This is a genomic window from Mycobacterium sp. MMS18-G62 (assembly GCF_053877835.1).
The window spans coordinates 2,175,430-2,190,194 of the sequence record NZ_CM132662.1 but is presented as its reverse complement, the minus strand read 5'-3'; the positions used below and the strand labels follow the sequence as shown (position 1 = coordinate 2,190,194).

General features: G+C 64.2%; 19 protein-coding genes. 16 read left to right on the top strand and 3 right to left on the bottom strand.

The features are described from left to right. Positions 1-38 precede the first annotated feature (38 nt). Complete coding sequence (locus tag ACWW36_RS10935; protein WP_456141553.1) at positions 39-929, bottom strand: LysR family transcriptional regulator ArgP; 891 nt, start codon at positions 927-929, stop codon at positions 39-41. A 71-nt stretch (positions 930-1,000) separates the two neighbouring features. Here ACWW36_RS10935 and lysE point away from each other — a divergent pair, with 71 nt between their 5' ends. Beyond that, on the top strand, positions 1,001-1,600 hold the full coding sequence (gene lysE / locus ACWW36_RS10930) for an L-lysine exporter (RefSeq protein WP_456141552.1): 600 nt from the start codon (positions 1,001-1,003) through the stop codon (positions 1,598-1,600). 12 nt (positions 1,601-1,612) lie between these two features. Then, complete coding sequence (locus tag ACWW36_RS10925; protein WP_456141551.1) at positions 1,613-2,194, top strand: TetR family transcriptional regulator; 582 nt, start codon at positions 1,613-1,615, stop codon at positions 2,192-2,194. Positions 2,195-2,206: 12 nt separating this feature from the next. On the opposite strand, the gene ACWW36_RS10920 is transcribed toward ACWW36_RS10925, so the two are convergent. Beyond that, positions 2,207-2,551, bottom strand: a complete 345-nt coding sequence (locus ACWW36_RS10920) for a heme-binding protein (RefSeq protein ID WP_456141550.1) — start codon at positions 2,549-2,551, stop codon at positions 2,207-2,209. A gap of 38 nt (positions 2,552-2,589) precedes the next feature. Continuing rightward, positions 2,590-2,889, bottom strand: coding sequence for a hypothetical protein (locus ACWW36_RS10915; RefSeq protein WP_456141549.1), 300 nt, complete (start codon positions 2,887-2,889; stop codon positions 2,590-2,592). Positions 2,890-3,169: 280 nt separating this feature from the next. On the opposite strand from ACWW36_RS10915, the gene ACWW36_RS10910 reads away from it, so the two are divergent. From ACWW36_RS10910 to ACWW36_RS10845, 14 genes are all read left to right on the top strand, one after another. After that, positions 3,170-3,724, top strand: coding sequence for a hypothetical protein (locus tag ACWW36_RS10910; protein ID WP_456141548.1), 555 nt, complete (start codon positions 3,170-3,172; stop codon positions 3,722-3,724). Continuing rightward, complete coding sequence (locus tag ACWW36_RS10905; RefSeq protein ID WP_456141547.1) at positions 3,721-4,119, top strand: nuclear transport factor 2 family protein; 399 nt, start codon at positions 3,721-3,723, stop codon at positions 4,117-4,119. Before ACWW36_RS10910 ends, ACWW36_RS10905 begins: the two co-directional genes overlap by 4 nt. A 2-nt stretch (positions 4,120-4,121) precedes the next feature. After that, complete coding sequence (locus ACWW36_RS10900) at positions 4,122-5,441, top strand: Dyp-type peroxidase (RefSeq protein WP_456141546.1); 1,320 nt, start codon at positions 4,122-4,124, stop codon at positions 5,439-5,441. Positions 5,442-5,451: 10 nt separating this feature from the next. Further along, positions 5,452-6,453: a hypothetical protein gene (locus ACWW36_RS10895; RefSeq protein ID WP_456141545.1), complete on the top strand. Its 1,002-nt coding sequence runs from the start codon at positions 5,452-5,454 to the stop codon at positions 6,451-6,453. Positions 6,454-6,475: 22 nt separating this feature from the next. Next, positions 6,476-7,273: an SDR family oxidoreductase gene (locus ACWW36_RS10890; protein ID WP_456141544.1), complete on the top strand. Its 798-nt coding sequence runs from the start codon at positions 6,476-6,478 to the stop codon at positions 7,271-7,273. Between the two features lie 39 nt (positions 7,274-7,312). Continuing rightward, positions 7,313-8,398: a phenazine antibiotic biosynthesis protein gene (locus ACWW36_RS10885; RefSeq protein WP_456141543.1), complete on the top strand. Its 1,086-nt coding sequence runs from the start codon at positions 7,313-7,315 to the stop codon at positions 8,396-8,398. A gap of 12 nt (positions 8,399-8,410) precedes the next feature. After that, the gene (locus tag ACWW36_RS10880) at positions 8,411-9,790 is read left to right on the top strand and encodes an aldehyde dehydrogenase family protein (protein ID WP_456142444.1); all 1,380 of its coding nucleotides are present in this window, start codon (positions 8,411-8,413) and stop codon (positions 9,788-9,790) included. A 1-nt stretch (position 9,791) separates the two neighbouring features. Further along, positions 9,792-10,085, top strand: a complete 294-nt coding sequence (locus ACWW36_RS10875) for an EF-Tu/IF-2/RF-3 family GTPase (protein ID WP_456141542.1) — start codon at positions 9,792-9,794, stop codon at positions 10,083-10,085. Positions 10,086-10,162: 77 nt separating this feature from the next. Beyond that, positions 10,163-10,294: a hypothetical protein gene (locus ACWW36_RS10870; protein ID WP_456142699.1), complete on the top strand. Its 132-nt coding sequence runs from the start codon at positions 10,163-10,165 to the stop codon at positions 10,292-10,294. 4 nt (positions 10,295-10,298) lie between these two features. Continuing rightward, positions 10,299-11,417 carry a YeiH family protein gene (locus tag ACWW36_RS10865; RefSeq protein WP_456141541.1) on the top strand — a complete coding sequence of 373 codons (1,119 nt, stop codon included), beginning with the start codon at positions 10,299-10,301 and terminating at the stop codon, positions 11,415-11,417. A 54-nt stretch (positions 11,418-11,471) separates the two neighbouring features. Further along, positions 11,472-12,413, top strand: coding sequence for an ABC transporter substrate-binding protein (locus ACWW36_RS10860; protein ID WP_456142443.1), 942 nt, complete (start codon positions 11,472-11,474; stop codon positions 12,411-12,413). A gap of 12 nt (positions 12,414-12,425) precedes the next feature. Then, positions 12,426-13,118 carry a queuosine precursor transporter gene (locus ACWW36_RS10855; protein ID WP_456141540.1) on the top strand — a complete coding sequence of 231 codons (693 nt, stop codon included), beginning with the start codon at positions 12,426-12,428 and terminating at the stop codon, positions 13,116-13,118. A 74-nt stretch (positions 13,119-13,192) separates the two neighbouring features. Then, entirely contained in the window at positions 13,193-13,870 is a 678-nt protein-coding gene (locus ACWW36_RS10850) for a 5-oxoprolinase subunit B family protein (RefSeq protein ID WP_456141539.1), read from the top strand. Continuing rightward, positions 13,867-14,754, top strand: a complete 888-nt coding sequence (locus tag ACWW36_RS10845) for a 5-oxoprolinase/urea amidolyase family protein (RefSeq protein ID WP_456141538.1) — start codon at positions 13,867-13,869, stop codon at positions 14,752-14,754. Before ACWW36_RS10850 ends, ACWW36_RS10845 begins: the two co-directional genes overlap by 4 nt. The last annotated feature ends 11 nt before the right edge of the window (positions 14,755-14,765 follow it).

Below are 14,765 nucleotides of genomic sequence, written 5' to 3'. Positions count from 1 at the left end.
GACCTCAGCGTCGCAGCAATAGAGGACAGGTTCGGTCCTCAGACTTGGGCGCGGTGCCGGCGCAGACGTGCACCAGCCGACCGCACTGCATCGGTGATGCGGGCGACGATCGGGCTGTCGAGCTTCCAGCACTGCCAGTACAGCGGCACGTCCAGATGTTCGTCGGCGACGCGGACGAACGAGCCGTCGTCCAGATGCGGTGCGGCAAGACTGTCCGGGAACATCCCCCACCCAAGCCCTGTCTGTACCGCCGCCCCGAAACCTTCCGCCGTCGGCACAAAATGCACTGGCCTGACGATGTCGCGTCGGAAAACCCTGCGCACCAACATGTCCTGCAGCGCATCGTCGCGATTCCACGCCAAGGACGGCGCCTGCGCAGCGCCATGCGCTGTAAAGCCTTCCGGTAGGCACCGTTCCATGTACGCCTTGCTGGCCACCGGGATATAGCGCATCACGCCCAGCGGCTGCACCCGGCAGCCGGTCACTGGTGTCCGCTCGGTCGTCACGGCCCCCATCACCACACCTTCGCGCAGCAAGCGCGCCGAGTGGTCCTGGTCCTCGATGCGGATGTCGAACAGCACATCATCGAGCTCCTCGAACACACCGGTAAACCAAGTCGCCATCGAATCGGCATTGACCGCCAACGCAATTCGCGGCAACGCGCCCTCACCGCCCCCCATCTCCGCCAGCGCTTCAGCCTCGAGCAACGCCGTCTGCGCGGCCAGCCGGAGCAGCGGAGCACCGGCAGGTGTTGCCGTACACGGCTTTTCCCGGACAACGAGCACCTGACCTACTCGCTGTTCAAGCGCCTTGATTCGCTGACTCACCGCCGACGGTGTGACGTGCAACCGCTCGGCAGCGGCGTCGAAGGACCCGTGCTCGATCACCGCGGCGAGGGCGGCAAGCTGCTGGCCATCCAATTCCGTCACATTAGCAATCCTAATGTATGCGAAGAATCATTAGCTGTACTGAACCAGCCTGCGCACCTACCGTCGAACACATGAGCTCGCCCCTGATCCTCGGCTTCATCGCGTCGTTCACGCTGATAGCCGCCATCGGCGCGCAGAATGCCTTCGTGCTGCGCCAGGGCATCCGGGGCGAGCATGTGCTGGCCGTGGTCACCTTGTGCACGGTCTCCGACATCGTGCTTATCTCCGCTGGCATCGCCGGCGTCGGCGCGCTCATCACTGCACACCCGAGCGCCATGAACGTCGCCAAATTCGGCGGCGCCCTCTTCCTCTTCTGCTACGGGCTGATGGCCGCGTGTCGCGCCTGGCGGCCGTCGTCGCTGACGCCGTCGGAAACCACGCCGGCGCGCCTCCTGGAAGTGCTGCTGACCTGCGCGGCCCTGACGTTCCTCAACCCGCACGTCTACCTGGACACCGTCGTGCTGCTCGGCGCGCTGGCCAACGAACACCGCGACGAGCGCTGGCTCTTCGGTATCGGTGCGGTGACCGCCAGCGCCGTGTGGTTCTTCAGCCTCGGCCTCGGTGCACGGCGGCTGGCAGGCATGTTCTCGTCCCAGTTGACGTGGCGCATCCTCGACGGGCTGATCGCCGTCATGATGGTCGGACTCGGCGTGTCGCTCGCTTTGTCCTGACACAATGACCGCATGGGGGTCACTGTTCGAAACCTGGGTCTGCGCGAGCGCAAAAAGTTGCAGACGAAGGAGACCATTCAACGCGAGGCGTACCGGCTGTTCGACGAGCAGGGTTACGCCAATACGACGGTCGAGCAGATCGCAGAGGCCGCGGAGGTCTCACCCAGCACATTCTTCCGGTACTTCCCATCGAAAGAACTTGTGCTGATGGCCGACGATCTGGATCGAGTGACAGTCGAGGCGCTGGCCCGGCTGCCCGCCGACCTGTCACCGCTGCAGGCGTTCCGCCGCGCGTTCGACCTCACGATGAAGGTCGTGTCGAATGACGGGTGGGAGCTCGAACGCACGCGGCAACGGCTGGTGTTCTCGATACCCGAACTCAAGGCCGCCCAGTTCGACGCGTACGGGCGGATCATCCGGCTTCTCTCGGAAGCCGAGTGTCAACGCACCGGGCGCGAGGGTGATGACTTCGAGGTGCGCGTCTTCTTCGGCGTGCTTGCCGGAGCATTGATGGCAGTGATCGATCACTCGCCCGGCGCCGTCGATCAGATGTACCGGGCCCTGGACTTCATCGAAGCCGGAATGCCGCTGTGAGCTACTGAACCTCTAACCCATAGGTCCGTCGGGCACAGGCGCATTGCAGCGATCCCGGAAGTCAGCCGCGGGTTGCCTCACTGCGGTTATCTCGTCTCGCACCTGAGGGTTCGCGTCCAAGTACGCGCTGAGATCCGTTCGCATCTGATCCCTGGACTTGCCCTTGAGGCCGGTGAAGAAGGCATTCACGTCCGGATGGGTGAACAGGTAGGTCGACATCCCGGCGTTCACACCGGACATGACGCCTGCAAGGTCGGCGGCCGTGCAGTTCGGCGGATCGGCGGCGGCGGTCGCTGCGGTACCGATAAGCGTCGCACCGGCGATCACGCCGGCGCCAACGAGGCTACGGAAGAACATTCGAGACTCCTTGGTTTCGTGGGTGATAGGGACTTTGCTTAACGTGGACCTATACCACCTCCGCCGCCCGGGCGACCGGGGCGTCCGAAATCGGGAGGCGGGAGAATCACATCGACATCCCAACCGTCGTCGCAATACCACGGGTCGGCACAGTACGAGGGGTAGTACGGCCCCGCAGTGGGCGCATCGGGACCACCGCCCCGGACCGTGCCCTGTGCACAAATGGTGGCGCCGCCGGCATTCGTGCAATCCGCCGACGCCGGTGACGCTGAGATGACACCAACGGGCGCAAACGTAAGGGCAAGCCCCAAACACAGGCAGCGCTGTTTCAATCGCACGGCTGCTCCCCTCCTAGAAGTTAGGTGGCTCGCCGCCGTTTAGTCCCCCCGACAACGCGCCGAATCCGTTATGCGTGAAGCGTAATTGGACGCGTTTGAGAGCGGGGGGTTATTCGCAATTTTCATGATCGGAATTTGTTGTCTTGGGGAGAATCACGATCAGTACCTTAGATGCACTAGCCGGCAGCTCGTGGTCTTCGCTTCGCCGCTCAAACACCACTCACCTCCCTGGTAGCAGTGTTACGTTCGCGCCAGCACACCACAGAAGTTGAGGGCGGATATGACGGACCAAGACTGGACTAAACCCGCCGCGATGGCGATCCCGAAAGAGGGTTATTTCGAACTCGAACGTGGGCGGTACGGCCCAATTTTTCCGCGGACTCCGGCATGCTACGGATTTTCCATCATCGCCAAAGTGAAGGAAGGCCGAGAAGAGGCGGTCCGCGCTTACGGCAAGACGATCGAAGAAACGATCGCCGCGAGCCCTGACGCTCTCGCGCCGCTTCGCCTGCACTATCTCCGTTGGGTGCTGTTCGACGTCGGGTCCGGCCTGCACTTTCAATATCAAGGCATCTTCGACACCGACTTCGACAAGTACACCGAGGACGCGGTCCAGCTGTTCAGCGCAACCGGGATCACGACGGTGTTCACGAATCTCGAAGGCTTCCCGGAGGATTGGAAAGAGAACCCGGAGGCGTTCGTGAAGTTCGTGCGTGAACATCAATGCCCGAGCTTCCTCGAGTACGGCGAATACCCATATGTCACCGCCGACGAGATCAAGAAGGCCCTGCGGCTCAAAGCGGCGTTCTCGACCATGCTCGACCAGATGCAATGACATCGACTCCGCTTGAAGCCGTGACGCAGTACATCGACGGGTTCAACAACGGCGACGCGGACGTGATGGCGGCGACGTTCGACGTCCGCGGGTCGATTCTCGACGGCATGGCACCCCACCTATGGATGGGGCCGACCGCCGCTCAGGATTGGTACCGCGACGCGTTGGCCGAAGGTGAACACCTTGGTGTATCGGGCTATCTCATAACCTTGGGCGAGCCCTTGCACAACGACGTGACCGGCGACAGCGCGTACATGGTTGTTCCCGCGACCTTCGAGTACAGCGTCCGCGGCGAGCCCGTTACGCAGACCGGTGCGTATTTCACCGTGGCGCTTCGAAAACTCGCCGACGGGTGGCGCATAGCGGCGTGGGCGTGGACGAAGGGCAAGCAGTAGCCGTGCTCGAGTTCGACGACATTCAACACATCCTGCTGACCCGCACGCCCGCGATCACGGGACGCTATGAGTTCTTGTCCTTCGACACGCCAGAGGGTGGCCGCGCCTGGGTGACCGAGCTGCTCGACAAGGTCCAGTCAGCGGCTGATGCTCAGGCGACCATGGACAGTTCGGATCGCTGGGTTACGTTGGCGTTCACGTGGAATGGCCTTCGCGCGCTTGGCGTGCCAGAGGATTCGCTGGCCTCCTTCCCCGACGAGTTTCGCGAAGGCATGCCGGCCCGCGCGGGCATTCTCGGCGACACCGGCGCCGCTGCTCCCGAGCACTGGGTCGGGGGGCTGGCCGGCGAGGACCTGCACGCCATCGCGATCTTGTTCTCCCGCACGGACGAACAGTGCCGGCGCTCGATCGAGGAGCACGACAAACTGCTCGCACGGACCAACGGCGTGCGCAGCCTGTCATTCCTAGACCTCAACGCGACGCCTCCGTTCAACTACGCTCACGACCACTTCGGCTTCCGTGACCGGCTGTCGCAGCCTGTGATGAAGGGCTCTGGTGAGGAGCCCACGCCCGGCTCCGGAGCGGCGCTGGAACCGGGGGAGTTCATCCTCGGCTATCCCGACGAAAACGGCCCTGTCGCCAATCTGCCTGAGCCCGAGGCGTTGTCGCGCAACGGCAGTTACATGGCCTACCGGCGTTTACAGGAACACGTCGCCGTGTTTCGCGATTATTTGCGAGAGAATGCCGACACCCTGGACGACCAGGAACTGCTCGCCGCGAAGTTCATGGGCCGCTGGCGCAGCGGTGCTCCGCTTGTGCTGGCACCCGACAAGGACGACCCCGAGTTGGGTGCCGATCCGATGCGCAACAACGACTACAACTACAAGGAAATGGACCCGTTCGGCTATGCGTGTCCGCTGGGATCGCATGCCCGACGGCTCAATCCGCGCGACACCGCCCACTACATGAACCGTCGTCGCATGATCCGGCGCGGCGCCACCTACGGACCCGCACTCCCCGAGGGCGCCCCCGACGACGGCGTGGACCGCGGTATCGCCGCCTTCATCATTTGCGCCGACCTGGTCCGCCAGTTCGAGTTCGCCCAGAACGTCTGGATCAACGACAGGTCGTTCCACGAGCTCGGAAACGAACACGACCCCATTGCCGGAACACAGGACGGGACGCTGGATTTCACCGCGCCGAAACGGCCGATCCGCAAGGTGCACAAGGGTATTCCGGCCTTCACTACGCTGCGGGGCGGCGCTTACTTCTTCCTGCCCGGGATGAACGCGCTACGCTACCTCGCCACATTGGGCACCTAGAAGGATCATCATGCGCGCACGCACCTACAACCAAAGCCACGTCACCCGCGCCAAGACTGGTGGACGGCGTGTCAGCATCTACTGGACGTGGAGTTATCCCTGGGAAGCGCAACGAGATCCGGCCTCGATGGAGAACCGCTTCTCGACCATCACCGAGGTGCGCAACGTCTTATGGCCGGCTTATGAGACACCCGAATACGACGCCGCGAACTTCCTTCAGGGCGTCGCAGGAACACTGGAACTCTTCCACCGATCAACATTGGCCTTCCAAGAACTCGCCGAGGAAGCCACCGGGCATCCGGTTGCCGTCTTCCAGCGCATCGATCAGGCCGGCTACAAACTTCCGATCGACGAGCGCATCCTCGCCGACACAGACACCTTGATGGTGTTTGGTCTGGACCATCTGTTGGCCGAGCAGGAGGCGGCTGAAGAAGAGATCGAAGCGATATCCGAGTGGCTCAAGAGGGAGGGCACCTGCCTGCTGCTCGCACCGCACCATGACGTCGGCTTCACCGACGACTACGCCCAGCGGCAGATCGAGTACGAACACCACGGCGACCGGCTCGTCCCCCGCCAGCAACGGTTCGGGCAGTACACGCGCTCGCTGATGAAGGCGCTCGACGTGCCGGTGCACAACACGTGGGGACTGCGGCCGGCCGTCGTCGAGGGCACCAAGGAGATCGCGCCGCTGACCGGCTTCCACGACCTCGACGCACCGCGGCTGCTGAACAATGTGACCACGTTCAACTTCCATCCGCACTTGCCGCATTACGAACTCACGGCGCCGGAAAGCAAGGAGGTGCAGGTCCTCGGCCGCCAGCGGGTCGACCCGAACCGGCCGCATCCGTTCACCGAAGCGGGCAATACGGAGTTCAACGCGCTGATCTGGATGCCGCCAAGCGGTCAGCGAGCGGGCGACATCGTGCTCATCGATTCGACGCATTTCACCACTCTGTTCGGCGGCACAGACAGCCTTCGCAACCTATGGCACAACCTGGCGACCATGAAGTGACGGCGATAGGCGATCATGGCGTATGCCCAACAACAGAGCCGTGTTCATCACCGGAGCCGCCGCTGGGATCGGCCGCGCGACTGCGCTGACCTTTGCCCGCGACGGCTACCTCGTCGGTGGCTATGACATCGACGACGTCGGGCTCAAGACCTTGGCCGACGAGATCGACCAACTCGGAGGCAGGGCGATCGTCGGACACCTCGACGTCACCGATAGCGACGAAATGGCCGAGCGGGTAAGCGAATTCGCCAAAGCCGCCGGTGACCGGCTCGACGTGATGATCAACAACGCCGGCATCCTGCTCGCCGGCCGCTTCGAGGACCTCGACGTCCGCGCCCACCTCAAAGAGATCGACATCAACACCAAGGGCGTCGTCAACGGGCTGCATGCCGCTTTCCCGTATTTGAAGTCCACACCGAACTCGGTCGTCGTCAACCTCGCATCCGCGTCGGCCATCTACGGTCAGGCCGAACTCGCCAACTACAGCGCGACCAAGTTCTTCGTCCGCGGCATCACCGAGGCGCTCGACATCGAATGGAGCCGCTACGGCATCCGGGTGATCGCGATGTGGCCGCTTTACGTCCAGACCGCGATGACCGACCACATCAAGACGGGCACCACGGAGTCACTCGGCATCCGGCTGACCGCCCAGGACGTCGCCGACGCGATCGCCAAGGCCGTCCAGCCGTCGTGGCTGCGCCGGACCGTCCATCAGGTCCACTTCCCCGTCGGCACCCAGACCAAGTTCATGATCGCGGGCTCCCGCTTCTCGCCAGGATGGCTGACCCGGCTTATCAACAAGCGACTCGCCCACTCCTGAGTTCACCTGCCGGACAACCTTCTGCGACACGATGGCCGCGTGGCGGACATCGACTTCTCCCTGCTGGACGTGCCGCGCGATGCGCCGCTCGGCGATCCCGATGCCTACCTGCGCACCGCAATCGCCTGGCACTTCGGCGCTGACACGGGTTCACCGTTCTGGCTGCGCGCCGCGCACTCTCTCGACTTCGATCCCCTGACCGACGTGCACAGCTTCGCCGATCTGCGTCGGTTTCCCAACCTCGTCGACGAACTGCGCGGTGTCCCTGTCGAAGACCTCATTCCCCGCGGCTACGGCTCGCCGGCGCCGATTCCCCGCATCTTCGAATCGGGCGGCACGACGGGAGCCCCGAAGCGCACCGCGCAGATGCCGGACTGGCTCGCACAGGTCGCGCGGTGGCAGGTCGAGGACTTCACCGCCGGCGGCTACGTACCGGGCCGCGGACTGCTCAGCCTGATGCCGAGCGGACCGCACGGAGTAGGCCACTTCGACCGCGTCGTCGCCGAACGACTGGGATCGATATTCCATCCGATCGACATGGATCCGCGGTGGGTCAAGAAGATTGCCGCCCGCAACGCCGACGTGGCGGCTTATGTCGACCACCTCCTGGAGCAGGCGCGCTACATCCTGCAGACACAAGATGTCGCCAACCTCCACACGACGCCGCCGTTGCTCGAGACAATCGCCCGTGACAACGAGCTGATCTCCTTGGTGAACACCAAGATTCGGTACTTGCTTCTGAGCGGGGCCCACGTCGACATGGATACCCTCGACCTGCTTCGCGACATCTTCCCCGACACCGCGATCGCGATGGCGTTCGGAAGCACCATGATCCTGTCTCAGGCGGCGACCAGAGTCGATGGCGACTTGTTCGTCTTCGACCCACGCACGCCCTACGTCGTCTTCCGGGTGATCGATCCCGAGACCAGCACTGAAGTGCCATACGGAGAACGCGGCCAGGTGGTGATGAACCACATCAGCAAGGGCATGTTCATCCCCAACAACCTGGAACGCGACACCGCGATCCGCATGCCCGGGCCCGACGGGCAGGTCGGCGATTCAGTCAGCGACGTCGCATCAGTCTCGGTGTTCGGCGGCGAGGCAGTCGTCGAGGGCGTGTACTGAATGACAGGCGACCTGCTCGACATCGTCGCCCTGGGCCCCGAGGGTGAGTACCGCACCCGCAACCGGGAGATCATCAGAGATGTCGGCGGTGAGCCGGTCGCCGAGTTATCCGTTGTGCCAAGGCTGTTCGTCACCCGCACGATCGATGCCCAGCGCAGGCTGCGACCCTTGCCAACCACCCAACGCGAGGCCGGACTCACGCGCGCCGCCGAGTTGTTCGTGTCGTCATCGATCGGCGGGCTGGACTTCGATACGTACATCGCGCTGACCTGCCGGGTGTCCGGACTTCCGATGACCGCCGTCCGCGCTGGCGCCTCAGCCGTCGCCGAAGGCCTCACCACCGCATGCAGCGCTGTGCGCCCGGCCCAACCGTGCGGAGCCGACACCGACTGGCGCACAGTGGGGTCGGCCGGCGGTGCTGTCTGGTCGAGACGCGGGCAGGTGCTCGCCGTCCATGCGCCCGGCAACGCGCCAGGTGTGCACGGCCTCTGGCCGCAGGCGCTGGCACTCGGATATCGAGTTGCGGTCCGCCCTTCGCGACGCGACCCTCTCACCGCCCACCGGCTCATCCACGCCTTGCGGGAAGCCGGATTTCGGCCCGGCGACGCGGTGTACCTGCCCACCGACCACACCGTCGCCGACGATGTCATCCGCGCGGCCGACCTGGCCATGGTGTACGGCGGCCAGGACGTCGTGGACACCTATGCGGCGGATCCCACCGTGCTGACCAACGGTCCCGGCCGCTCCAAGATTCTGATCACCGCCGAGCGCGACTGGCGTGACTACCTTGACGTGATCGTCGACTCGATCGCCAACTTGGGCGGGACTGCGTGCGTCAACACCACCGCCGTGTTGTACGAGGGCGATGCGGCGCCGCTCGCGCACGCGATCGCGGATCGGTTGACGACCCTCGAACCTCTGCTCAACACCGACGAAAAGGCCATTCTGCCAACAACGTCCATCGAGTCCGCGCGAGCCATCGCCGATCACCTGGCGGTCAAGGCGGCCGGAGCGGTCCCGATTCTCGGTGCCGACCGGGTGGTCGCCGACATCGGCGACGGGTCCGCGGCGCTACGGCCCGCCGTACACCTGCTGCACCGGCCCGACCCGGCCAAACTCAACGTCGAGCTGCCGTTCCCCTGTGTCTGGGTGTCCCCATGGTCGCGCGCAGACGGCATAGCCCCGCTACGGAACTCGTTGGTGCTCAACGCCATCACGAGTGACGATGATCTGATCGACGATCTCGTCAACGAATCGTCCGTCACCAACGTGTACAGCGGTCACTACCCCACTCACTACGGCGCACCACACATTCCTCACGAAGGATTTCTGGCCGACTTCCTGATGCGCAATAAGGGCTTCATCTCCGATGCGCGGCTGGCACACTCCTGACATGTTCAAGCTGACCGTTGAAGACGTGTTTTTTATTCGCAATCGCGGCGTGGTGGCAACGGGCCGGGTCGAAAGCGGCACACTGCGGGTCGGCGATACCGTGCAGATCGACGGCGCGCTCAGCGCGACGGTCGACGCGATCGAGGTGTTCCGTAAGAAGATCGACCAAGCACAGGCCGGTGACAACATCGGGATCCTGTTCAGGAGCATCGAGAAAAGTCAGATACCGCAAGGGGCCGTCATCACGGCTGCCGGGGAGTATCCCTCGATCGAAGAATCGCCCTTCATCGTCTGACCCTTGCTGAAGCGAAGAATCATTCACGCCGAGCCAATTTCTTGTGCGCGCCCGTCGGCGACGTCAGCATCTGCGATGTGGTGACTCAAGACAACCAAAGCTGGACAGAACGGCTCGGCCGGATCGGCACCGACTGGTGGGCGACGATCGTGGCCGGGGTGATCGTGTTGCTCGCCGTCGCGAACGTCCTCCCGAAGATTCCGTGGTGACGCGATGAGCACCGTTGATCAGGCGACGACCACGCCGGAGGACACCACCTTCACCAGCCGTAACGTGCTCGATTACGTGCCGGGGGTGCTGCTGCTGATCGGCATCGGTGTGCTGGGCAAGTACGCGCAGGTCTGGTGGAACTCCCTTGCCCGCCATCAGCATTGGACCGTCCCCGACATCGAATATGTGCTGTGGGCGATCGTCATCGGACTCGTCATCACCAACACTGTCGGTGTGCATCGGATATTCCGGCCCGGTGTTCAGACATACGAGTTCTGGTTGAAGATCGGCATCGTCGCACTGGGCGCACGTTTCGTTCTCGGCGACATCATCAAGCTCGGCGGCCTGTCGCTCATTCAGATTCTCATCGACATGGCCGTCGCCGGTTCGATCATTCTTGCCGCGGCCCGTTTCTTCGGGCTTTCGGGCAAGCTCGGGTCGCTGCTGGCGATCGGGACCTCGATCTGCGGCGTGTCGGCGATCGTCGCCTCCAAGGGCGCAATCAAGGCCCGCAACTCCGACGCCGGCTACGCGATCGCCGCGATCCTGGCGCTGGGCGCCGTCGCCTTGTTCACGCTGCCGCCGCTTGGCCACGCGCTCGGGCTCAGCGACCATGAATTCGGCCTATGGGCGGGCCTGGCAGTCGACAACACCGCGGAGACCACGGCGACGGGTTACCTGTATTCCGACCAAGCCGGCAAGATCGCCGTTCTCGTCAAGTCAACGCGCAACGCCCTGATCGGTTTCGTCGTCCTCGGTTTCGCGCTGTACTGGGCGTCCCGCGGCGAGGCCGACGAGATTGCGCCGGGTCTGCGAGCCAAAGCCGCCTTCATCTGGGAGAAGTTCCCGAAGTTCGTGCTCGGATTCTTGGCTGTATCGGCCATCGCCACCGCGGGCTGGCTGACCAAAGGGCAAAGCACCAACCTCGCGAATATTTCGAAGTGGGCGTTCCTTCTGACGTTCGCCGGCGTCGGACTGAACACCAACTTCCGGGAACTCGCCCGCACCGGCTGGCGTCCGTTGGTCGTCGCGATCATCGGCCTCGTCGTAGTGGCAGCGGTATCGCTTGGGCTCGTACTGCTCACATCTCGCGTGTTGCATTGGGGCATTGGGGCGGGCTGACTTCGGCGAGTTCCTCACAGTCCCGCCGGATTTGCCGGTTACGCTCACGCCGTGCTGAGCAGGCGTGGTTTCTTGGGATTGGCCGGCGTTACGTTGGCCGCCGCATGCCGCAGGCAGAAACCGGGCGAGGTCGCCAAGGACGGCTCGGTCACCGTCAAGCACGCCTTCGGCGAGACGAAGATCCCCGCACCACCCAAGCGCGTCGTCAGCGCAGGCTTCACCGAACAGGATGACCTGCTGGCCGTCGGCGTCGTCCCGATCGCGGTGACCGACTGGTTCGGCGGTGAGCCGTTCGGCGTATGGCCTTGGGCCCAGCCCAAACTCGGCGGCGCCCAGCCCGTCGTGCTCAGCCTCGATGACGGCATCCAGGTGGAGCAGATCGCGTCGCTGAAACCCGATCTGATCGTCGCCACCAACGCCGGTCTCGACAAGGACACGTACACGAAGCTGTCGGGCATCGCGCCGACCATCGCGCAGTCCGGACCCGACGCGTTCTTCGAGCCGTGGAAGGACCAGGCCAACACCATCGGGCAGGCAGTGTTCAAGAACGACGACATGCAGAAGCTGATCGCGGGCGTCGACGAGAAGTTCAAGACCATCGGCGCCAACAGCCCCCAGTTCGTCGGCAAGAAGGTGCTGCTGCTGAGCGGGACGTTCTACCAGGACGGCGTGCGCGTGACCGAGAAGGGCTGGCGCACCGACTTCCTCACGCAGATGGGCTTCACGATTCCCGATACCGGCGGCTGGCTTGTCCCCCACGACAAGATGGCGTCGGTTCTCGACGAGGCAGACGTGCTGATCTGGAGCACCGAGAGTGACGAGGAACAGGCCGCGCTGCTGGCCGACCCGACCATCGCCAAACTGCGGGCGACGGTCCAAAATCGCAATGTCTTCACCGGCAAGGACCTCGCCGGCGCGATCGCATTTGCGTCGACCCTGTCCTACCCGGTGGTGGCCGACCAGCTGCCGCCCCTCATCGCGAAGGCGCTCGCCTGATCTAATATCCGCGTGACCAGCGACCAGACCGCCACCGAAGAACAGCACGCCGCGTTCGCCCAGGTGGGGTCGAAGTACTATCCGATCTTCGTCGCAGTTTTCACTGCGCTGGTGATCATCTCGAACGTCACGGCGACGAAAGGCGTCGCGTTCGGACCGATCATCACAGACGGCGGGTTCATCGTCTTCCCGCTCACCTATGTGATCGGCGACGTCCTGTCAGAGGTGTACGGATTCAACGCCGCACGCAGGGCGATCTTCCTCGGGTTTGCTATGAACGGCCTGGCCGCTTTGACGTTCTGGGTGACGATCTACCTGCCCGCGGCCGACTTCTACACCAACGAGGAGCACTTCGAGAACATCGTCCATGCGTACACGCAGCTGATCATCGCGGGGCTGGCGGGCTTCATCGTCGGGCAGACCATCAACGCCTGGGTCGTGGTGCGCATCAAGGAGCACACCAAGGAGAAGCACCTCTGGGCGCGCTTGGTCGGCTCGACGTTCGCAGGCCAGCTTGGCGATACCGTGGTGTTCTGCAGCATCGCCGCCGGCGCCATCGGCATCACCAGCATCGGCGACTTTCTCACGTACACGGCACTGGGCTGGTTCTACAAGACCGCGGTGGAGGTGATCATGCTGCCGGTCACCTACCGTGTGATCGCCTACATCAAGCGGCATGAGCCGACGTATGGCACCGCTGTATGAGCTATCGCTAAGGCTCCTCTGGCAAGGCTCATAGAGCCGCCCCATTGCTTGCTACTCGCGAGTAGGTTCGGGTCATGAGCATGACTGCGGATGTGATGGATGCCAGTCTGAACACCGGCCCCATCACCGTTCATGATTACGGGGACCAGGCGCTGTTGCTTGAGTTCGGCAGCACCACAGAAGTATTGGCATGGACGGAAGCCCTACGGCAGGCCGAGCTGCTCGGCGTGCTCGATATCGTTCCGGCGTCTCGCACCGTGTTGATCAAGCTGGCAGGGCCGCGCTATCAGGCGCCGACCCGGCAACGGCTCAGCAAGCTGCGGGTGACGCCCGAATCGATGTCGGAGCTGTCGCCGCCGGATGGCCGCGCCGACGTGCAGATCGACGTGGTCTACGACGGCGAGGACCTCGACGAGGTGGCCCGCATGACGGGGTTGACGCCGGATCAGGTGATCGCCGCCCACACCGGCACCCCGTGGCGAGTCGGATTCGGTGGCTTCGCACCAGGATTCGTCTACCTCATCGGCGGCGATTCTCGGCTGGAGGTGCCCCGCCGGACCGACCCGCGCACCAAGGTGCCCGCCGGGTCCGTCGGCTTGGCCGGTGAGTTCAGCGGCGTGTACCCGCGCGAATCACCCGGCGGCTGGCAGCTGATCGGTCGCACCGACGCGGTGCTGTGGGACGTCGACCGCGAAAACCCCGCCCTCTTGACGCCGGGCATGTGGGTTCAGTTCAAGGCGGTGAACGCATGACCACTGTCACCCTGGAGGTTCTTCGGACCGGGCCACTAGCTCTGATCGAAGACCTCGGCAGGCCGGGACTCGCGCATATGGGTGTGACGCGCTCCGGCGCCGCCGACCGGCGCTCACACATGCTGGCCAACCGGCTGGTGACCAACCCCGGCGATCACGCCACCATCGAGGTGACGTTCGGCGGCTTCTCGGCGCGGGTGCGTGGCGGCGACGTCGCGATCGCGGTGACGGGCGCCGACACCGACCCGTCGGTGAACGGAAAGCCGTTTGGCACCAACAGCATTCACTACGCGCACGACGGTCAAGTGATCTCGTTGGGGGCGCCGCATGCCGGGCTTCGCACGTATCTTGCAGTCCGGGGCGGGATCGACGTCTCACCGGTGCTGGGCTCACGGTCATACGACGTGATGTCGGCCATCGGCCCACTGCCGCTTCAACCGGGCGACGTGTTGCCGGTCGGCGAGCACACCGAGGAGTTCCCCGAAATCGACCAGGCGCCGGTCGCCGCGATCGAGGACGACGTCGTCGAACTGATGGTGGTGCCCGGCCCGCGCGATGACTGGTTCGTCGATCCGGACGTGCTGATCCGCACCAACTGGCAGACCACCAACCGCACCGACCGTGTCGGCATGCGGCTGGTCGGCATGCCGCTGGAGTACCGCTGGCCGGACCGGCAGCTGCCGAGCGAGGGGGCGACCCGCGGCGCAATTCAGGTTCCGCCCAACGGGTTCCCCGTAATTCTGGGGCCGGATCACCCGGTCACCGGCGGTTACCCGGTGATCGGCGTGGTCGTCGACGAGGACATCGACAAAGTCGGGCAGATCCGCCCGGGCCAGACCGTGCGGATGCACTGGTCGCGACCGCGCAAGCCGTTCGAGGACTAGTTCCTAGGCGA